This is a genomic window from Xanthomonas nasturtii (assembly GCF_001660815.1).
GTDB classification, from domain to species: Bacteria; Pseudomonadota; Gammaproteobacteria; order Xanthomonadales; family Xanthomonadaceae; genus Xanthomonas; species Xanthomonas nasturtii.
The window spans coordinates 19,531-38,266 of the sequence record NZ_LYMI01000036.1; the positions used below are offsets into that span (position 1 = coordinate 19,531).

Annotated in this window: 16 protein-coding genes and 4 pseudogenes; 5 read left to right on the forward strand and 15 right to left on the reverse strand. The window is 64.2% G+C overall.

Annotation, left to right across the window (positions count from 1 at the left end; all coding sequences use genetic code 11):
* Positions 1–3: 3 nt before the first annotated feature.
* The 4 genes from A7D16_RS14005 to A7D16_RS14020 form a co-directional block, all read right to left on the reverse strand.
* Positions 4–1,272 carry a DUF3526 domain-containing protein gene (locus A7D16_RS14005; RefSeq protein ID WP_064633714.1) on the reverse strand — a complete coding sequence of 423 codons (1,269 nt, stop codon included), beginning with the start codon at positions 1,270–1,272 and terminating at the stop codon, positions 4–6.
* Complete coding sequence (locus A7D16_RS14010) at positions 1,272–2,708, reverse strand: ABC transporter permease (RefSeq protein ID WP_064633716.1); 1,437 nt, start codon at positions 2,706–2,708, stop codon at positions 1,272–1,274. Before A7D16_RS14010 ends, A7D16_RS14005 begins: the two co-directional genes overlap by 1 nt.
* A 10-nt stretch (positions 2,709–2,718) precedes the next feature.
* A complete protein-coding gene (locus A7D16_RS14015; RefSeq protein WP_064633717.1) occupies positions 2,719–3,441 on the reverse strand; it encodes an ABC transporter ATP-binding protein in 723 nt (240 codons plus the stop codon).
* Positions 3,442–3,576: 135 nt separating this feature from the next.
* Positions 3,577–4,053: a hotdog fold domain-containing protein gene (locus tag A7D16_RS14020; RefSeq protein ID WP_064633739.1), complete on the reverse strand. Its 477-nt coding sequence runs from the start codon at positions 4,051–4,053 to the stop codon at positions 3,577–3,579.
* 307 nt (positions 4,054–4,360) lie between these two features.
* Here A7D16_RS14020 and A7D16_RS14025 point away from each other — a divergent pair, with 307 nt between their 5' ends.
* Entirely contained in the window at positions 4,361–6,223 is a 1,863-nt protein-coding gene (locus tag A7D16_RS14025) for a M14 family metallopeptidase (RefSeq protein ID WP_064633742.1), read from the forward strand.
* A gap of 21 nt (positions 6,224–6,244) precedes the next feature.
* Here A7D16_RS14025 and A7D16_RS24490 read toward each other — a convergent pair.
* Positions 6,245–6,319 (reverse strand): annotated as a pseudogene (locus tag A7D16_RS24490) (LysR family transcriptional regulator); the annotation flags it as partial.
* Between A7D16_RS24490 and A7D16_RS14030 the strand changes: the two are divergent.
* Positions 6,303–7,022, forward strand: a pseudogene (locus A7D16_RS14030) (methyl-accepting chemotaxis protein); the annotation flags it as partial. The pseudogenes A7D16_RS24490 and A7D16_RS14030 overlap by 17 nt on opposite strands.
* A 596-nt stretch (positions 7,023–7,618) precedes the next feature.
* Positions 7,619–8,356, forward strand: a complete 738-nt coding sequence (locus tag A7D16_RS14035; RefSeq protein WP_064633720.1) for a DNA/RNA non-specific endonuclease — start codon at positions 7,619–7,621, stop codon at positions 8,354–8,356.
* Between the two features lie 49 nt (positions 8,357–8,405).
* Here A7D16_RS14035 and A7D16_RS14040 read toward each other — a convergent pair whose 3' ends face one another.
* From A7D16_RS14040 to A7D16_RS23765, 3 genes are all read right to left on the reverse strand, one after another.
* On the reverse strand, positions 8,406–8,738 hold the full coding sequence (locus tag A7D16_RS14040) for a hypothetical protein (RefSeq protein ID WP_064633721.1): 333 nt from the start codon (positions 8,736–8,738) through the stop codon (positions 8,406–8,408).
* Between the two features lie 35 nt (positions 8,739–8,773).
* Positions 8,774–9,004 carry a DUF1653 domain-containing protein gene (locus A7D16_RS14045; RefSeq protein ID WP_064633744.1) on the reverse strand — a complete coding sequence of 77 codons (231 nt, stop codon included), beginning with the start codon at positions 9,002–9,004 and terminating at the stop codon, positions 8,774–8,776.
* Between the two features lie 296 nt (positions 9,005–9,300).
* Positions 9,301–9,474, reverse strand: a complete 174-nt coding sequence (locus A7D16_RS23765) for a hypothetical protein (protein WP_064633722.1) — start codon at positions 9,472–9,474, stop codon at positions 9,301–9,303.
* A gap of 198 nt (positions 9,475–9,672) precedes the next feature.
* Here A7D16_RS23765 and A7D16_RS14055 point away from each other — a divergent pair, with 198 nt between their 5' ends.
* Positions 9,673–9,909: a hypothetical protein gene (locus A7D16_RS14055; RefSeq protein WP_064633724.1), complete on the forward strand. Its 237-nt coding sequence runs from the start codon at positions 9,673–9,675 to the stop codon at positions 9,907–9,909.
* Here the strand turns inward: A7D16_RS14055 and A7D16_RS21695 are convergent.
* The 4 genes and pseudogenes from A7D16_RS21695 to A7D16_RS14070 all read right to left on the reverse strand — a co-directional run.
* Positions 9,862–10,411: pseudogene (locus A7D16_RS21695) on the reverse strand (SulP family inorganic anion transporter); the annotation flags it as partial. The gene A7D16_RS14055 and the pseudogene A7D16_RS21695 sit on opposite strands and share 48 nt — an antisense overlap.
* 189 nt (positions 10,412–10,600) lie before the next feature.
* Positions 10,601–12,376 carry a chloride channel protein gene (locus A7D16_RS14065; protein ID WP_064633729.1) on the reverse strand — a complete coding sequence of 592 codons (1,776 nt, stop codon included), beginning with the start codon at positions 12,374–12,376 and terminating at the stop codon, positions 10,601–10,603.
* A 149-nt stretch (positions 12,377–12,525) separates the two neighbouring features.
* A pseudogene (locus A7D16_RS21700) lies at positions 12,526–13,090 on the reverse strand (DDE-type integrase/transposase/recombinase); the annotation flags it as partial.
* 103 nt (positions 13,091–13,193) lie between these two features.
* Positions 13,194–13,952 (reverse strand): CPBP family intramembrane glutamic endopeptidase, encoded by a 759-nt coding sequence (locus tag A7D16_RS14070; RefSeq protein WP_064633731.1) that lies wholly within the window; start codon positions 13,950–13,952, stop codon positions 13,194–13,196.
* A 422-nt stretch (positions 13,953–14,374) separates the two neighbouring features.
* Here A7D16_RS14070 and A7D16_RS14075 point away from each other — a divergent pair, with 422 nt between their 5' ends.
* Positions 14,375–14,881, forward strand: coding sequence for a hypothetical protein (locus tag A7D16_RS14075; protein WP_153043168.1), 507 nt, complete (start codon positions 14,375–14,377; stop codon positions 14,879–14,881).
* Positions 14,882–15,013: 132 nt separating this feature from the next.
* Here the strand turns inward: A7D16_RS14075 and A7D16_RS14080 are convergent, their stop codons facing one another.
* The 3 genes from A7D16_RS14080 to A7D16_RS21705 all read right to left on the reverse strand — a co-directional run.
* Positions 15,014–15,799, reverse strand: coding sequence for a DUF3011 domain-containing protein (locus A7D16_RS14080; RefSeq protein WP_064633735.1), 786 nt, complete (start codon positions 15,797–15,799; stop codon positions 15,014–15,016).
* Between the two features lie 127 nt (positions 15,800–15,926).
* Positions 15,927–18,335, reverse strand: a complete 2,409-nt coding sequence (locus tag A7D16_RS14085; protein ID WP_064633737.1) for a mechanosensitive ion channel family protein — start codon at positions 18,333–18,335, stop codon at positions 15,927–15,929.
* Between the two features lie 216 nt (positions 18,336–18,551).
* Positions 18,552–18,736: IS3 family transposase (locus A7D16_RS21705; RefSeq protein WP_153043169.1), on the reverse strand; the 185-nt coding region annotated here is incomplete at its 5' end.

An 18,736-nucleotide genomic window follows, 5' to 3' on the forward strand; every position in this document is an offset into this window, starting at 1 on the left:
CCGCTATGAGGCGGGATCGGCCATTGCATCGAAACATGGCGCACGCCCGAAGTCGTCGCGCGTAAACGGACGGTCGCGGAACAGATAGCCGTAGTAGAACGTGCGCAACGCGTGGTGATAGGCGCGAATACGGTCCTGATACGCCAGCTGCGCCTGCAGATCGGTACCGGCCAGGCGGGTCAGCGCCGCCTGCAGCGCCACCGGCGGCAACACGCTGGCAACGCGTTGCGCCAGCGCGTCGCGCCGCTGCAATCCGTGGCGATACGCTGCCACCTGCGGCGCCACCTGCTGGTCGCCGTTTTCGTGGAACGCGAAATACCACTTGTAATGGAAGGTAGCGGTCAGCGGCGCCGAATCGGCCCATTGTGGATTGCGCGCGTAGAACGCCTGCATGGTGTGCTGGCGCGGAATATCCCAGGCATGGTTGACCGCCTCGCGCTGCAACCGCGCGATCTCGGTGCCCTGGTTGACCGGCACCGCCTGATTGATTGCCACATGCGCCAGCGCCGGCGCCACCAACGCCAGCACCACCCAGCAGGTGGCCAAGGCGGTGGCATGCGCCGCAGGCCGCCACTGGATGCGGCCGACCAGCACCGACAGCAGCACCCAGAACAGCAGATAGGCCAGGCCCAGTGCGAGCACTGCCAGTTGCTGCAGCAAGGGCACCGCAGTGAGCGTGGCGGCAATCACAAACGGTACGCTCACGCACACCAGTACCGCGGCGGCCCGCACCACCACGCGCCGCACCAGCAGCGCAGCACCCGCTCCCGGCAGCGCCGCAAGCATGCGTGCCCGCCCGGCCTCGCGCTCGCCCGAACGCAGGTCGAACAGCAGCGCGATCACGAACAACGGCAGCAGAAACACCAGCACGAATGCATAGTCGAAGCGGCCTGCCAGTGCGAGTTCGGGGTTGTAGCTGTCGCCATCGTGGATCTGCGCTTCCAGCCCCAGTGCGCGCACGCGCAAGATATACGGCGAGACATCGCGCATGCCCACCGCCGCAAACGCCAGCGGCGATGGCATGTCCCAGGTCGGGTGAAAGCTGTAATACGCCGCACTGCCGGCATCGTTGGAGCGCGCCACGTAGGCTTCCACCGCAGCGCTGTCTTCGCGCTGCAGCGCTGCAATCTTTGCGATGTGGTCGCGCTGCACTGCAATCACGTGCTGCCCGGACAGCAGGCTGCAGACCGTCAGCACGGCAAGCAACAGCAACCCGGCAAGCGCCGCGCGTGCGCGCAGCAGCAACAGCAGTTCGTATTTCCACAGCACCATCAGCGCACCACTCCCACACGTCGCCCGGCTGCAACCAGCATGCACAGCGCGGCGAGCAACCAGGCACCGATCAGGCCAAACGCCGCGCCTGCGGTGGCGATCACCTCGTCGCTGGACGCCGGCTGGAAAGCGAACACCGGGACCTCATGCCAATGCGCCGACGAAATGCGCTTGCGGCGGTCGGCGCCGGCGTCCTGCGCGGTGTCGTCGGCCATGCTCACCGCCTCGGCCTGCAGCTGGTTGAGCTGCTGCACCAGCGTGTAGCGGTAGTGTTCGGCCTGCGCCAGAAAGCGCACATGCGCGCGCAGATCGGTTTCTGCCAGGGTCATCGACACCTCGCGCAGCGCCACCGTCGGGCTGAGCAACGCAAATGCACGCACCAGCAGATTCTGTTGCTGCTGGATGTCCGCATCGCGGCCTGCATAGCGTTCGAACAGGCTGGAGGTCAGCCGCTCGCCTTCCAGCGCCAGCAAGCCCTTGTAGTTCACCGGCAGGTCTTCCACGCGCTGCACGCCGTAGCGCGCCAGGGTCTGTTGCTTGAACTGCGCGAAATGCGGGTCGTCCGGGTTGTGGCTGTCGCCGAGCGTGCGCAGGTCGCGCTGGATCGCCACGTCGGTCTCCAAGCGGGTCGGCAGGCGATACGCCGCACTGGCCACATCCGGTGCCACGCGCGGCACCAGCAAGGCCAGCCACACCCACACGGCCAGCGACACCAGCAGCGCATCGCGGCCGCGGCGGCACAGCATCGACACCGCCAGCACCAGCGCGCACCACACCAGCAGATACACGCTGTAGGCCAGCACCAGCAGCGCAACCAGTACTGCCTGGCCGGGCAACAGCGCAATCGGCGCCAGGCCGACCAAGGCCGGCAGCAGGCAGGCCCCGGCCACCGCCGCCAGCGCGAGATATTTGCCACCAAGCAATTGCCGGCGCGTGGCGCCTTGCAGCAACAGCGCGCGCAAGGTGCCGGCCTCCTGCTCGCGCGCCACGGCCCCATAGCCCAGGAACACCAGCATCAACGGCGCCAGCACCTGCAACACGAACGCAGGCGTCAACTGGCCGAAACGCACCAGCAACGAACTCTGACGTACATCGCCGAAGTTGGCGGTGTTCTGGCGGTGGCCTTCCAGAAACATGCTGTTGCCGGTGAATGCATCCACGCCGGAATCGAATGCGGCCAGCGCCGGCAACGGCCGATAGATGAAGTGGCCGTAATGCACCACGCGATGCGGATGCCGGTCCGGTTGCGCCTCGAATGCCTGCTGCGCAGCCTGTTGCTGGCGCGCACGGAAATCGGCGACTTCGCGCTGCTGCTGCGCCGCGGTCAACGTGGCCACCAGCGTGAGCAGCATCAGCAACACCACGCCGATGGCCGCGGAACGGTTGCGCGCCATGAAGCGCAGTTCTTCGCGCGCGACCAGCAGCACGGGACTCATGCGTGCAGCCTCACGCAGCCTGGTCCTGCGGGCGCGCGAAACGTGCATGCAGGGTGCGCACATCGAAGCCGCTGTCGCCGGCGCCGATATCCTCGGCAATCCGGCCGTTTTCGAGAAAACCAATACGGTCGGCGACATCCACTGCACCGAGCAGATCGTGCGTGACCATCAGCACCGCGCCGCCGCGTTCGCGCACGCTGCTCACCAACCGATTGAAGTCGGCGATGGCGCGCGGGTCCAGCCCGGAGGTGGGCTCATCCAGCAGCAGCACCGGCACCTGGCGCAGCGTGGCCACGGCGATGGCCACTTTCTGCCGCATGCCCTTGGAAAACCCCGCCAGCCGCTGCGCCCAGGCATCGCGCTGCAGGCCGGCGGCCGCGAACGCCTCGCCGATGGCGGCCTGGCTACGACGCTGGCCGGCCAGGGCGAGCAGATAGTCGGCATTTTCCAGCGCGCTCAGATGCTCGTAGAGCGCCACGTTTTCCGGCAGATACGCCAGCCGCGCACGCGCCTTGCCTGGGTCGGCGACAGGATCTACGCCATCCACCCGCAGGCTGCCGGAGACGGGTTTGACGAAGCCCAGCAACGTGGACAGCGTGGACGACTTGCCAGCGCCGTTACCACCCAGCAAGGCATAGACGGTGCCCGGCGCAACGTCCAGGTTCAGCCCCTGCAGCACGGCGCGGCCACGGTAGGCCACATGCAGGTCGGAGATTGAAATCGCGGGAGTCATTGGTGGGCTGGCAGGCATGAGCAAACACGGTACGACGAAATGATACGTTATCACATTGCCGGTACGGCCCGGATCGGCCGCGCCATGCGCTTGTGCCCGAGGGAGGCCTGCACCAACTAGCGCCCACGCCCCGCGTCAGGCCTTCTTCGGCGATACCCACATCGAAATGATCGCGCGAAACACCGCCGTACCCGCAGTGTCGTGGACCAGCACGTCCACCTTGTATTCGCCGGCTTCATGGAAGCTGGCGTCGGCCACCAGCGGTTGCGCGATGGCGACCACCGAGCTCTCGGCCTTCTTGATGTCATCGACCTGCATGCCGCGCGGAATCCAGCGATGGGTGGCCGGGACCGTCACCTCGGTCATGGTGCCGCCGGCCAGCTCGGCCAGGTTGCACATGGCGATCGCATCCACGGTGCCGATATGGTTGAGAACGCGCCGGCGTTTGCGCATGGTGATTTCGCAATATCCCGGTCGCAGGGCAATAAACCGTGGCGCAATCGTGCCGAAGTACGGCACCTTCAAACACAGCAGCCGCGAGAACAACCCCTTGCCACCCGGCTTGTCGTGGAGGCGATTCCAGATAGCGCTTGTCGGCTGCTTGCTGGCTATTGCTGTCGTCTGCAGAGTTGGGAGACGCCAGCACACCACTGGGTATGGAAGGCATCCAATGGATGCGCGCCCGTCTGGCGATGACCGCATTGAAGAAACAGCCGCATCCGAAATGTTACTGTATTACGCGGTCACCATTGCCTTTGCGGTGACGTTGCTGGCAGTGCTCCCGTCGCCTCGCTGCTGGACGCCAGTGCGCAGCCCGTCGTGGCACGCGCACTCCAGCCGCGGCCATGCACGCCGACGCCGAGGCTGCCGCCGGCAGCAACAGACACCGCCCTCCCCATTCGAGACCCTCACGTCCTACATGACCTCCGTTACGCGCCGCTTTTTCCAACACACCGCCCTCCACGCATCCGACCTGCCCGCTCCGGCTCATGCCGATGCCCACCACACATCGCGCAGCAGCGTACGCGCTGCCACGTTGCTGGCCGCAGCGTTGTTCGCCACTGCCAAACTCAACGCGCAGCCCATCGATGCCAGCGCGCCGTTGCCGCCGGTGCGCGCATGGCACGGTGCAAGCGAGGCCTTGATCGTGGCGCCGGGCGATCCGTGGAGTACGCCGGCCGAGCGCAGCGATTTCGTCAGCACGCCCAGCTACGAAGAAACGCGCGCGTGGTTGCAACGCCTGGTCGCCGCCTCGCCGCTGCTGTCGCTGGAAGTATTCGGCAAGACCAGCGAAGGGCGCGACCTGCTGCTGGTGCGCGCGCACAAGGGCGAGCCCGGCAAACCCGTGGTGCTGGCGCAGGCCGGTATCCACGGCGGCGAGATCGATGGCAAGGACGCCGGCCTGATGCTGCTGCGCGACATCGCCCAGCGCGGCAAGGACGATCTGCTGGATGCGGTGGACTTCGTGTTCGTGCCCATACTCAACAGCGACGGCCACGAACAACGCGGCCCGCTCATCGGCGCCGCATTGCGTGGCCCGCAACAGATGGGCTGGAACACCACCACGCGCGGCATCAACCTCAATCGCGATTACCTCAACCTGGAAGCGCCGGAGACGCGCGCGATGGTCACGTTGCTGCACACGCTCGACCCCGCGCTGTATATCGACCTGCATGTCAGCGGCGGGCTCGATCATCAATACGACATCACCTTTACCTTCGCCGGTTGGGGCACGTACGCACGTTCGCGCGCCACTGCCGGCTGGCTGCAGCAACGCTTCACGCCGGCCGTCAACGCTGCGCTGCGCAGCCAGGGCCACACGCCTGCGATCTACCCCAGCCTGATCGACGAAGATGCGCCACGCTCGGGCCTGCGCCATTCGCCGGAAGGCCCGCGTTATTCCACCGGCTACGGCGATTTCGCCGGCATTCCCACCGTGCTGGTGGAAAACCACCGGCTGAAGTCGTACCGGCAGCGCGTGCTCGGCGACTACGTCCTGCTCGAAGAAGCGCTGCGCCTGGTCGGTCGCGACGCAAGCAAGATCGCTGCCGCCAAGCGGGCCGATCGTGCCGCACGTCCGCAGGAATTGATGGTGGCCTGGGAACGCCTGCCGCAGCCGATCGACCACATCGCATTCAAGGGTGTGACCTATACCCGCGCGCTGTCGCCGGTCTCCGGGCGGCAGGAATTGCGCTGGGAAGGCCGCGATGAAACCTGGACGATGCCGGTGATCGGTTACCGCCAGACGCAGGCGGTGCACTACCCGGTGGCCTGGTGGATTCCGCCCGGCTACGACGACGTGCTTGCGTTGCTCAACACGCATGGCATCCGGTACGAACGTCTGCAGCAGCAGCGCCAGCGCACGGTGCAGCAGATGCGCATTACCAACACTACCGACGCCACCAGCAAGCAGGTCGCGCACACAGACAGCGTGGACGAGTTCTTCCCTGCCGGCAGCATCCGCGTGCCCGCCGATCAGCCGATGCGCATGCTGGCAGCGGCATTACTGGAACCGAACAGCAGCGATTCATTGCTGGCCAGCGGGCGTTTTCGTAATGCCGGTAGCCCGGATAGTGGCTTGTATGGCACCGAGCTGGTGGACTTCAGCGAACGCGTGTTGCGCAACGATGCCGCATTACGCAGCGAATTCGAGCAGAAACTAGCCAGTGATGCTGCATTCCGTGCCGATGGCGATGCGCGTCTACAGTGGATTTACACGCGCTCGCCCTACGCGGCGATCACCGGCTGGCGGTATCCAGTGCGGCGCGAGGTGGCGCAATAGCGCCGCGCTTACCCGCAGCGCTTATCGCAGAGCGGGCGCCATCAACGGCGCATGCTCGGCCATCAGCGCAATCACCCAATCGATGAACACCGAGCAGCAGGCGGCCAACCTGGAAGAAACCGCTGCATCGATGGAAGAACTCACCGCCACCGTCAAGCAGAACGCCGAACACGCGCATCAGGCCAACGAGCTCGCCCGCAGCGCCGCTGGCGTGGCATCCAGGGGCGGCGAAGTGGTCAGCCAGGTGGTCGGCACCATGTCCGGTATCGAAACCTCGTCCAAGAAGATTGCCGAGATCATCAGCGTCATCGATGGCATCGCCTTCCAGACCAATATCCTGGCGTTGAATGCCGCGGTGAAGGCGGCGCGTGCCGGCGAACAGGGCCGCGGGTTGGCGGTGGTGGCCAGCGAAGTGCGCTCGCTGGCGCAGCGCTCCTCCGGCGCGGCGAAGAAGATCAAGGAATTGATCGACGCCTCGGTGGGCAAGGTGGCCGAAGGCTCGGCGCTGGTGCACAAGGCCGGCACCACCATGACCGAAATCGTGGCCAGCGTGAATCGCGTTACCGACATCATGGGGCAGATCACCGCCGCTTCCAGCGAGCAGTCGGCCGGCATCGAGCAGGTCAACCGGACCGTGATCCAGATGGACAAGGCCACCCGGCAAAACGCCGCACTGGTGGAAGAAGCCATGGTCGCCGCGCGCGCGATGGAGACCCAGTCCGGCACCCTCACCCAGCTGGTGGCGTTGTTCCAGCCGGAGCCTGCGACCGAGCAACACCTGGAAAAACACGTTGCCTGACGGGTCGATCCGTTGACCGGATCGGCTTCTTGCAACGTTCGAAACCCTCTTCTGCATGCGCTGCAGAAGGGGGTTTTTTGTTTGCGCCAAGACGGGTGATGGGGATTGGGCTTGAGGCAGCGACGGCGAGGCGACGCCACTCGATGGCGCTGTCCTGCCGGCGGGCAAGCCTTGGTCGCAGCGATCACGCTGCAGCATTCGAGACCACTGGTGGTTCGAAGCTGCAGCGGAACTACCCGCCTGCGGCGACCCGGCATCGACCACCGCCCTGATGGCTCGCATGCCTGCAGGCTTCTAGAAAAGCGTGCCTGCGTGCGTCTTGCGGGCAGCAGCCATACCTGGACGATTATTGCAGGAACGCCCTATGCACCAAAAAGCGAGCACCCAGTCACACCCTGACGCAAAAAATTGGTGCCAGTGCACATTCCTCACGCGCTCGTCACCCGCAAGCAACATTCGCGTGCGATAGCTGTAGCGCTCGCTACGCAGCGGGCCCTCTGTTCCCCCTTAGCGCGCGTTCGCTGAAACGTCGATGTGCTCCTGCACACCCGGCGGTGGCGTCGTGCGTCCGATTGATTTCCAGGAGATTCACTCCCATGCGCTTCCGGACTTTCTTCGCCGTTCTGCTGTTCACCGCTGCCAGTGCCAGTGCAAACGCCCAGGTCGTTACCCTCAACAAGGGCGGCTACAGCTTGCGCTACGACTGCACCAACCACACCGCGTTGCGCTACGAGTACGTCTTGCAGGCCGATACCGGCTCGGCCGCACGTCCGTCCAGCTTCAATCTGGACACCGAGCTGCCCAGCGGCTGCGCCGGCCAGACCACCACTGCCTCCTATTCCAGCGTGCGCACCGGCTACGACCGCGGCCATTTGGTGACATCCAATCACATGGATTACAACGCGACCTATATCCGCCACGCCAACCTCATGAGCAACATCGTGCCGCAGGTGGCCAGCTTCAATCAGGGCATCTGGGTGCGCGCCGAAAACGTCGCCGAGTGTTACCGCGACATCGCCAGCGTGCAGGTTTACGGCGGGGTGATCTACAGCGACACCAGCAACGATTACTTCCTGAGCAGCCACGGCATCCGCACACCGGATTTCTTCTGGAAGACCATCATCACTGCCAACCCGGGCGGCGGCACCCGCGCCATCAGCTGGCTGATTCCCAACAGCGCCAGCCTGGGTTCGCTGGACAGCTACATCGTCAGCATCGACGAACTCGAAGACCTCTACGGCGCCAGCACCATCGGCATCAGCGCACCGGCCGCCGTCAAAGCAATGCTGCCGGCCACCACCTGGCCGCAGCCGAGCAATTGCGACCTGGGCTGAGCCTTGCGTCCACGGCAACGCACCCAGCCCGGCATGTGCCGGGTTGGGCTCACACGGTATCGCAAGTGGCAAACCACGCGGCATACGGTGTGTTCTTGACCAGATGCCGATTGAGATCGGCGGCACCGTCGGTCCACCACACGGGCCCACGTTCTCCCAGGGCGATCTTGGCCGCGTCGACCTGGCGACGTGCCGCCGCCAGGCCCTGCGCATCGTCATCGCGCTTGGCGGCCTTGACCGCGCGCCGCGCATCCATCAGCGCGCCCACCAGCGCCGTACGGGCATCTTCGCTCAGGTGCGGATTGGCCGTGCGCCACAGCCGGCCACGCACGACGAGATAGCGCCCATCCGGCGTCAGCGGCGGCGCGTCGTTCGTGCTCATTGCGGTGTCCGGTACACGGCGGTCGGCATGTCTGCTCAGGCAACCGGTGCGAAGCGCGGGCGCATGACGCCATCCACCTCCACCTGTTCGACGAACATCGCATATGGCCTCACCCACAGGCCAACGTCGCTGTCCAACGGCCGGTACAGCACCAACGGCTCCAGCGTTTCGCTGCTGCGCACCACGCCAAGCACGTCATAGCGACCGCCCTTGAAGTGGCGATACTCGCCCAGTGCAATGGTCGGTAACGGCGGCAATGTCTGCATGGCATTCAACGCAAGAAGGGCCGTCAAGTGTAGGCCGGCTGCCAGTTGCTGACGAGCCGGGAGCCTTGCACGTCTGTCATCGTGCGCATGCAGCAAGCGACGCGTCGCGAAGACAAGCACCGACTGCTGCCGTGTGCACGCTTGCGGCGCTGCAGTTGCCGGCCCGTGTATTGGCAGTACCGCAGGCACGCCCGCTTTCCGGCAGCATTCAATCCAACACAGTTACACGCTCCTGTAGCGACGACACACGCGGCATCGCAAGTGGCCACGCCGCGTTTCAGCCGCGTCTGCTGCGCTTACGCGTCTTCTTCGTCCTCGTCCACGTCGTCTTCGATGCTGTCGTCGTCATCGATTTCGCTATCCTGCGCAGGCCCATCCTGCAGCAGGTCCTCGTTCTTGCCAGGTGCCTTGACGCCGTTGGGCGGTGTCGGATCGTCGATACCCCGATTGCCGTTTTCGTTGTTGCTCATGGTCAGCTCCCGCGGCAGAAGACCGCGCCACCACCCTCCTCCCGGCCATGTGATGCGCACGTGCGGCGTGTGCAGCGGATGCATCGCCCCTCGCAGCATCTGAACCATTCGTGCTGAGGTCGGATCCAGCCGTGCATCGGCCTGCATCCGCGCCTCGACTCGCCCCGTAGTTAGCAAGACGCCTACGAAGGAAACACCATGCCGAGCCTGATCTGCGATCTGGAAGACCTGCTCGCCTCCTGGAAGGCCGAAGCTCGCACCTTCGACGCTTGCGACATGCCGGCCTCCGCGCTGGCCTTTCGCGATTGCCATCGTCGTCTGTCTGCACTGCTGGACGAACATGCATGCCACACGACAGCGCCGACGGCCGAGCTGGCTGCGCAGAGCTCAGTGACCCGGCTGCAGGCGCACGACATCGCGCCGCTGGGTTCCTAGGGTGTCGATCAGCCTGTCGCTGGCCTGATCACGCCGACTACCTCGACCTCGGCGCCAAGCGCGCGCAGCGTGATCACTACCCGATCCAGCGCCGCCACCGCGCTGATGTCCCACAAGTGCGCGCAGGTCAGATCGATCAGCACGGTCGGCGGCGTGCCCGGGAAATCGAAGCCGGCCACGAACTGCCCGGCCGATGCAAAGAACAGCTAGCCGCGCACCGCGTACACGTGCATCCCGTCGTCACGCTCGCTGGCCTGCACCTGCACATGCGCGCAACCGTGATCATCACCGCCACCAACGCCGCCATCGGAATCTGGCGCACCCAGGCCGCGCCATACACCACCATCAGCAGGACGACGCCGGCCACCAGGCACGACAAGCGCCCGCGTCCGCCCGAGCGCACGTTGATCACCGATTGCCTGATCGTCGCGCAGCCGGCCATGCCACCGAAGCAAATGGAGCAACTGGCCAGCATGTTCGCCAGTCCCTGGCCTGCACATTCGCCGACGCATGAGCACAGCCAACGCGCAGGCCGCTGGTAGATGCGTGTTGGCATCGCATGGCGCCGCTGTCGATGAGTAGCTGCACGCGCCGCGAGCGCATGGCGTTGCCGACTACACGGTCTGCACGCAGTGGACGTGTCGAGCCACCACGCGCCATGTCGCCTCAACCGCGACCGGCAGCGCGTGGCTCAGTCATCGCCGACCACCCGCTCGCCCATCAGCTCGCGCTCGCGCTTTTCCAGCTCCTCGGCATAGCGCTTGCGCACGAATCCTTCCGACAGCACGCCCAGCACCTTGCGTTGGGCGTCGATCACCGCAAGCTCGTCGGCCTGCGTGGCGTCGAAGACCTTCATGACCGCCACGATGTCGGTGTCTGCCAGCAACGCCGCATCGCGGTGCCTGGCGTAGTCGCTCACCGGCGCATCGACCTGCACGTTGTCCGCGTACAGCACCGCCAACGGCACCACACCGGCGTAATGGCCGGCGGCGTCTTCCAGCACCACGCGCTGCGTGGACCCCAACGGGAACCGCCGGCGAAATTCACTGACGGTGATGTCGTGCGCAGTGTGGTTGGCGTCCTTGCGCATCATCTTGCCGGCCGACAGATTGCGCACCCACCCCACGTCACGTGCGCTGCGGATGTTTTCGCCACGCAGATGCAGGCGCCAGGTGGAGAACGAATAGCCAAACACCTGGCGCACCACGGTATTGGCCACCAGCACCGCCACCATGACCGCGCTCGCCAGCACAAAGTCGTGCGTGCCTTCCAGGATCAGCATGGCCATCGTCATCGGCGCGCCGACAATGGCCGCCGCCAGCGCGGCCATGCCCACCAACGAGGCACTGGTGATGTCCACCGCCGCCGCGCCGACCAGCAGGTTCAGGAACACCGCAAACAGGCTGCCCACCAACGAGCCCATGAACAACGAGGCGAAGAACAACCCGCCTCGGAAGCCGAAACCCAGCGAGATGCCCGACGCAATGCATTTGAGCACCAGCAAACCGGCCAACACCTGCAGCGTGCTGCTGCTGGTCAGGTCAAGATGCAGGGCGCCATGTCCCGACGACAGCACTTGCGGCGAGTACATCGCCAATGGAATCAGCAGCAACCCACCCACCACCGGGCGGCCCCAGATCGGCAGCGCGAACCGCCCCACGGCGCGTTCGATACCGGCCACCAGGCGCATCACTGCGATGCCGATCAACGCACAGGTCAGCCCCAGCGCGATGTAGATCGCATAGTCGCGCGGCTGCAATTGATAGGCCACCGCAGCCGGCAAGGAATACGGCGCGGCACCGAGCGCGTTGGCCATGAACGCGCCGGCCAGCGCCGCCGCCGCCACCGGCGCAAGCGCCGAGGGCGTATAGGCCCCGATCACGATCTCGAACGCGTAGAACGCCCCTGCCAGCGGTGCCCCGAACGCGCCGGCGATCGCGCCGGCCGCACCGGCACCGACCAGCGTGCGCATGTCGGCACGGCGTACCCGCAGGACACGGCCCAGATGCGAACCGGCGCCCGCGCCCATCTGCGTATAGGTCGCTTCCAGTCCTACCGATGCACCAAAGCCGTTGGACAGCAGCGTCTGTACCGCAACGATCAGGTTGTCGCGCATGGACATGCGCCCGCCGTGCAAGGCATTGGCTTCCACCGCATCCACCAGCGGCCGCTTGCGCCGCCGCGCCAGCAATGCAACCAGGCCGACCAGCAAGCCGCCCAGCGGCAACACCAACAACTGGGTGGCGGTGATCGATTCGGCGGTACTGAGCCGCTCACCCGGCACAAGCCCATACAACCAGGCCTGCATGCCGTGCGCGATACCGGACTGCAGCACCATCAAGGCCGCGGCGATCAACCCTACCAGCGCCGCCAACCCGATGAACCACAGGTCGTTGGCGCGTAGCTGCCGGCGCAGCCAGTCCACCGGTTGGCGTACCGGCGCGCTGGGGGAATGCGGTGTCTGCATGGGGTCGTGAGAATGTGGCTGCATGACAGGAGTGATCGCTGGATCAGCGCGTCGGCCACGCCGACGCCAGCTGCAGCACCAGTGTGCACCCGCGTCGCTGACCCAAGGCACGCTACGCTTGATGCATCGGTATGTCGACTCCCCTTGATTCAGTGCCAGCTAAAGCTAGATGTCTGCGGTTGATGTTGATCACGGAACTCGGCGTGCGTTAGCCCGCCCAGACTGTCGTGGGGTATCTGGTGGTTGTAGTCGGCCAGCCAGTGTTCGGTCTGTTCGCGAACCTCGCTCTTTGCCGGGGTACCCGCGCCAGGCCGCGATGCGTTCCAAGGTGCCGATGACGCGGGCGGCCGGAAGATTCAAGTGCACTTCGATCGCCAGGGCTTCCCGGCTGAAGTCGTCAATGACATTGAACGTGCGGAAGCGTCGACCATCCCACAGCGCATTGGACATGAAGTCGATCGACCATCCAGCATTGGGTCGATCACCGCATGCCAGCGGCTGCGGATGACGGGTCGGGGCCCGGTGCCTGCTGCGACACCGTTGATTGAGCTTCATCAGGCAATACACACGCCAGACCCTTTTGTGATTCCACACGTGTCCGCGACGGCAGATGATCTGAAAGAGCTTTCCAACGCCACGCTCGGGAAAGCGCTCGGCCAATGCGGACAGCAGCGCAATGACCTCCTCGTCGCGATCGGGACGGCGCCGATAGCGCGCCGGCTGGCAACAGCAGCGCAAACAGCATCCATTCGGCAGTACGCATGCGTCAGATGCACGTCTGCTGAAATCGTGCCAACTGCTGGGCAGCGCGTGTGCGCTAAGTAAATCCATGCAGCATTGGGGCGACTGGATAAGAGAACGCGAAGCCGAACAGTGCCCAATCGTTGAGCAGATGGGCGCCAGTGGAGACCCACAGATTGCGTGTCACCACGTAAGCCAGGGAAAGCACCAGCCGCGCGGTGCCGATGATGACCAGGCACTGCAGCAGATCCCACTGATAGGTGGGCAGGTGCGCCAGTGCGAAGGGCAAGGCTGACAGCAGCCATGCGCAGAGTACCGCGTAGCTGCGGCGCATCCGCATGCGGGTTGTGAGCCATTGCAGAAGCGCAAGCAACGGCAGGATGGTAAGCAGCTCCTCGCCCAGCAGCTGCGGCACCATCATCCCGAACGCCATGACGCGCGTCGAGACATCGGCATTGCCCAGCTGTGCAAACATGGGATTGGAGGATGCGTGGTGCAGTCCGGAAAAGGCGAGCGCAACCAAGATGGTAATGACCAGATTCAGTACGGCGATTGCGATCATCCACAGAACATCGCGAACATGGAGCCGGTGAAACAGTGCCGTCACCGCACGTCTGCTGATCAATGCCATCGCGGCCAACGGCACGAGGCAAAAAAGCAGTGCATGGACCCAGCTCCCGGCGACGGAATCACTGGACGGCCATGGCATGCTCAGCAGTGCGAACGCAATGCACAACGCACTCAAGATGAGTAACCACTGCAACGCAGAGATCGGGATCGGCTGCCGATTATAAAAAGGAAAGTCGGGTCGGGTGAGGCCGGAGCGTGTATCCATCTGCGAATGCCCTGTGCTGACAGCTGCATTCAAGCACGTTTTCTCTGCGCTTTTTGTTTACGAAGAACATCGCGTCGCCAACTGCAGGATCCCTGCAAAGGTTCAGTTCGCTTTGAGCTGATCTTGCCGAGACGACAACGCGCTCATCATGCGACAGGACGGACGCTACCGGGGTGGGCAACGATGCGCACATCTTGTTGCTGGAACCATGGTTCAGATCGCTTGCGTGTGTGCGCAGGTTGCCGTTATCTCAATCGTTTGCCGGCAAACGCATGCGCCAACTGGTTATCCGGTCTATTGCTGCTGCCGCCTCTTTTGGACTTGATCGACAAGTGGACTTGTTCGAAAAGCTGTTAGGCGAGTGTAGATATATCTTGCATCATGTCGTAATACCCACCATTCCTCGCACGGAGCTCTCACGCATGAAACGTTCGACCCTCTGGCGTAGTGCCTCAGCCATTTCCTTCGCAGGTCTGTCTGCAGTGATGGCTTTTCCGGCATCAGCGGATGTTGCCGGGCGCACCGACTTTGACCTCATTTGTTCGGGCAGTGGAGAGCATCTGGCCAGCCACGATACGTCTGGCTACGAATGGGACCGCAACAAGCACAAGTACGTCCAGCACGACGGCGTCCAGTACAGCCGCGAACAAATGCAGGCGACATTCCAGATCGAGATCCACGATGGAGCGGGGCGGATCAGGCCACCCAAAAGCATGGCTCCACCGCTTTCAAGCACAAGCAACGGCGGCTGGTGGCAGTTACATGACCTGAGCATCACGCCGGACCGCATCCAGGGCTCGTTCAAGTTCAATGGCATGAATGTGCCGAAGATCTCGATCGACCGGCACAGTGGCTTTATGACGATGAGGGGCTCGGAAACGTTCGAAGGGACGTGTAGCGCGGTCGAGCCTGATCGTAATCGCTTCTGATATTGCGTTCCGGCGGAACAGCAATGGACCGTGGAGGGGCCCGGCGACCACTCGCCTGGCCCACTGCGTGAGTTTTAGAGTTGGCTGGTGACAGCTTCAAGCATTTACGCCGACGAGTGCAGCGACTGCAGCTTATCGCTGGCGCCCCAGTCGCGTAAACGACTGTACGGTGCCGTCGGCGTGCACCAGGCAACCATATCGGCCGTCTGGATAATTGATGATGAGTTCGGTCAGATCCTGATTCACTGCCACCCTCGTCACTTCCTCTCCATCGGCGCGTGCGCGCGTATTGCAGGCGCTCATCGGATCGGTGCGCCTGCCGCCCGTATCCTGTCGCCATGAATTTCTGGCACCGCTGTCTCGGGAGACATTACGAAACTCGGCGCGACAACCGTCCTTGACCCAGATGGAATGCCGGTTCACGTCCCAGTTGTCGCCACGCACGCAGCGGGTCTTGCTGATCTGTCGGGAGACGATTACTTCTCCACGCGTGTCCATCGCGCATTCGTGCTGCTTGCGATCCTCCGAGGCACAGGTCACGGTAGCAGCCGCCGAATTTTCGGAGTAGCGCTGTGATGATGTGCGCTGGTCGCGTGGCTGCACATCTCGCGCCGATGCCCGGACCGAGCACACCCCGTTGTCATTACCGGGTCCGGTATACGACATCTGGGTGCCCCCGTCTGGGGTTCTGTTGATGGACAGCGTCAGCCCCCTGCCATCGCTCGCTTCGTAGTAATCGTCATTGAATCGCTTCAAGCGTGTTTCGCGGCCGTTGATGTATACCGGTCCGCCCTGGTCCGCGTGGACCTCCACGCCACCTGGACAGGTTCCGTTGAACTGCTGGATCGCCGCCGAAGCGGGTGCAAGCGAGATGGCACCTGCTAAAGAGACGACACCGACGGCGACGAATTTTTTCATTGCGTTCTCCTTGGTGATTTTCGTACACGATCAGGCAACGTGGTTACATGAAAAGAGTCAGTCACATGTTCCTATGACAGGGACCTCGGGATAGACGCGTTCGGCTGCCGCTGCGAAGACGCGATGGTCAGAGTGTGGTACGCGGCTGTGGTGGATAGACTTCTGCTGCGGCATGCGCCAGACCGATGCCGCGTGCGGTCAGCGTCTCGTAGATACGTCCGACCAGCAGGCTGCGGATGGTGCCGGCATTGTCGTATTCCAGTGTCCAGACGCGCACGATGAACTCCATCGCCACGTTGCCAAGGCCGTCGAACAGCACAATCGGCAGTGGTGCTGCAGCAACGCCCTCGGTGGTGCGCGCCACGTCGGTCAGCAGGGCTTCTACCTCCTTGGGCGCGCTGCCGTAGGCCACTGCAATACGCACTTCCAGCCGGCGGCTACGATCGAAGAGCGTCCAGTTGACGAGTTGCTGGGAGATCATTTGACCATTGGGCACCACGACGCTGGCACCGTCGAACGTCGACAGCCGGGTCGCGCGCATGCCGATGTCGCGCACCCGGCCTGTGGTTCCACCGACCTCGACCACGTCGCCGGGCTGAAATGGCCGCTCGAAGATCAGCACCAGGCCAGAGACGAAGTTGTTGACCACGTTCTGCAGGCCCAAGCCGATGCCGACACCCAATGCACCAAGCACGAAGGTCAGCTGGCTGGTCTTGAAGCCGGCCGCCGACAGCGCTCCAATCAGGCCGAGCATCAATACCGTGTAATAGCTCAACGAGGCGATGCTGTTGGCGACACCATGCGGCAATGACATGCGCGACAACACCTCGCCATCGAGCACCAGGCGTACCGTCCTGGCGAGCCAGAACGCGATCGCCACGCTGAGCGCGAACAGCAAGACATGCCCCAGGCTCACGCGCAGATCTCCAAGCGCCCAGCTGTGGTCGAGCAACGCCGATAACGCGTCGCTGACAGGAGTCAGCACACGGAAGCGGTCCAATGCGTAGACGACCCAACCTGCGACTGAGGCGGCAGTGAGCAGCTTGAGCAATACCTGCACGGCGGGGTCTGCATGCTCGCGTGCCAGCCGGAAGCGCGAAACGCCGGGGCGCTTCAGCAGCAGCTGGACCCAGGTTGCCAGGACGGTCATGCCGGCGGCGAGCAGCAGGGCGAAGTACACGCTGTCGATGACGCCGCCGGTCAGTGTCTCGGCCAGCGACACGTTGCCGAACGCATTGGCCACCAAAGCCGCTGCCAGCAGGATCCCACCGACATGCACCGCGGCACGCAGTGCCTTGCCGAGGCGCCCGTTCTGCGCTTCGTGGCCATGACGGTGTGCACGCCACAGCAGCCAGCCCGCTGCGGCCAGACCGAGCAGTGTCAGTGAAAGAATGTAGAGGCGATAAGCAGCCGGGCTGGACAGGAACGCAAAACCCAACCGCAGCAGCAGGAACAACGCACTGGCCAGATACGGCGCTATCCCCAGCAGGCGTCGGTGCGAGATGGGCAGCAACCGTATCACCGGGACGACCGCAATCACCAGCGCCAGCTGATGAGTGAGCATCGGCGCATCGGGCTGGAAGGCGAACACGCCGATGACCAGAAGCAGCAACCAGCACGAGAGAGGGCGTGAGAGCACGCTCGCTTCCGTCCGGCTGATCTGCCCACACCGGATTGGTCCGCGACTGCGCCAGGCGAGCCAAAGCAAAAGCGGGAGCGAACAGCTCAGCAGTGTCTGCAAGGCGCGCCGGCCGGCCATCGCATCGCTCTGGACATACTCACCGGCAAAGCGTGATTCGATCTCCAGGCCACTACGAACAGTATCGCCGGTGCCGACGACCGATATGGTGCTGGCGGGACTCAGTTGCCACAGTGGCGGCCCATCGATGCGCAGCAGGCGCGTGTCGTACGCCGCGATCGCCTCTGCGACCCGGCGCTGCGCGCTTTCGATGCGCGCGTCCACCGCATTGCCGCGTCTGCCGAGCGCGATCAACCGAGCCAGCGGATCCGATACTCCCGCTTCGGCCTGGGCCAGGTCGACCACGACCTCGTCCACCCGTTGACGTAGCGCACTAGGCAACTCCTGCCCGGTTGCCGCGGTCGCCACCCAGGCCTCGCGGCGAGACGCCAGTCCTGCCGCGTCGCTGGCCCGATGTGTGGTGGCAAGAACCAGGTCCGTCCGCCAGCGTGCCAGTTGACGTGCCTGGAAACGCCAGTGACGCGACAAGCTTTCCAGGCGCGGAATCGGCAGCATCCGCATTTGGGCAAAGGTCATACGCCAGAACGGATCCTCGACCGCGGCCTCGATCGTTGCCAGCCGACGGGCAAAAGAGGCCGCCGGTGTGCCTGACCCCGCATTCGCCTCGCTGGCGCGTTCGGCCAGGCGCTGATCCGCGTCGGCCAGTGACGGGATGTCGGCGACATCGATCGTCGTCGGCGCGCTGTTTATAACCGGCGGCATGGATGCGGCAGCACCGGTCGGAGTGATGGCGGCGGCGACATGCCATGTGTGCGCGGTCACCGGCTGCGCCAGCATGAAACTTGCCAGGGCGGCGCATGCGAAGCGGAGGGCAGACACCATGGCGTTCCGGGAACCAGGCGGGTAGGTCTCGGCAGACTATCAGCAGCCACATGCGGAGGGATCGCTCGAGTCCGGTTCTGCATTGATTTTTCCGTTGCAGGAAGCCGGGCTATGCAGAGGCAAGGATCTTGTAGGCGCAAAAAAATGATACGCCCAGGGTTCCGTAGACACTCAAGACCCTCGTTGCGCGTAGCGCCGTTCAAACTCTACAGGGGACAGGTCACCGGTCGAACCATGACGGCGTTTGGGGTTGTAGAACATCTCGATGTAGTCGAACACCTCGGCGCGTGCGGCGTCCTTTGTGGGATAGACCCGTCGCCTGATCCGCTCGCGTTTGAGTAGGCCGAAGAAGCTCT

Bases quoted from the DNA above. Each gene is read 5' to 3' on its own strand.
- A7D16_RS14005 (WP_064633714.1), bottom strand. From the start codon at position 1,272: ATGGTGCTGTGGAAATACGAACTGCTGTTGCTGCTGCGCGCACGCGCG.
- A7D16_RS14010 (WP_064633716.1), bottom strand. From the start codon at position 2,708: ATGAGTCCCGTGCTGCTGGTCGCGCGCGAAGAACTGCGCTTCATGGCG.
- A7D16_RS14015 (WP_064633717.1), bottom strand. From the start codon at position 3,441: ATGACTCCCGCGATTTCAATCTCCGACCTGCATGTGGCCTACCGTGGC.
- A7D16_RS14025 (WP_064633742.1), top strand. From the start codon at position 4,361: ATGACCTCCGTTACGCGCCGCTTTTTCCAACACACCGCCCTCCACGCA.
- A7D16_RS14035 (WP_064633720.1), top strand. From the start codon at position 7,619: ATGCGCTTCCGGACTTTCTTCGCCGTTCTGCTGTTCACCGCTGCCAGT.
- A7D16_RS14040 (WP_064633721.1), bottom strand. From the start codon at position 8,738: ATGAGCACGAACGACGCGCCGCCGCTGACGCCGGATGGGCGCTATCTC.
- A7D16_RS14045 (WP_064633744.1), bottom strand. From the start codon at position 9,004: ATGCAGACATTGCCGCCGTTACCGACCATTGCACTGGGCGAGTATCGC.
- A7D16_RS23765 (WP_064633722.1), bottom strand. From the start codon at position 9,474: ATGAGCAACAACGAAAACGGCAATCGGGGTATCGACGATCCGACACCG.
- A7D16_RS14055 (WP_064633724.1), top strand. From the start codon at position 9,673: ATGCCGAGCCTGATCTGCGATCTGGAAGACCTGCTCGCCTCCTGGAAG.
- A7D16_RS14065 (WP_064633729.1), bottom strand. From the start codon at position 12,376: ATGCAGACACCGCATTCCCCCAGCGCGCCGGTACGCCAACCGGTGGAC.
- A7D16_RS14070 (WP_064633731.1), bottom strand. From the start codon at position 13,952: ATGGATACACGCTCCGGCCTCACCCGACCCGACTTTCCTTTTTATAAT.
- A7D16_RS14075 (WP_153043168.1), top strand. From the start codon at position 14,375: ATGAAACGTTCGACCCTCTGGCGTAGTGCCTCAGCCATTTCCTTCGCA.
- A7D16_RS14080 (WP_064633735.1), bottom strand. From the start codon at position 15,799: ATGAAAAAATTCGTCGCCGTCGGTGTCGTCTCTTTAGCAGGTGCCATC.
- A7D16_RS14085 (WP_064633737.1), bottom strand. From the start codon at position 18,335: ATGCTGGCGCAGCCGGTGACCGCGCACACATGGCATGTCGCCGCCGCC.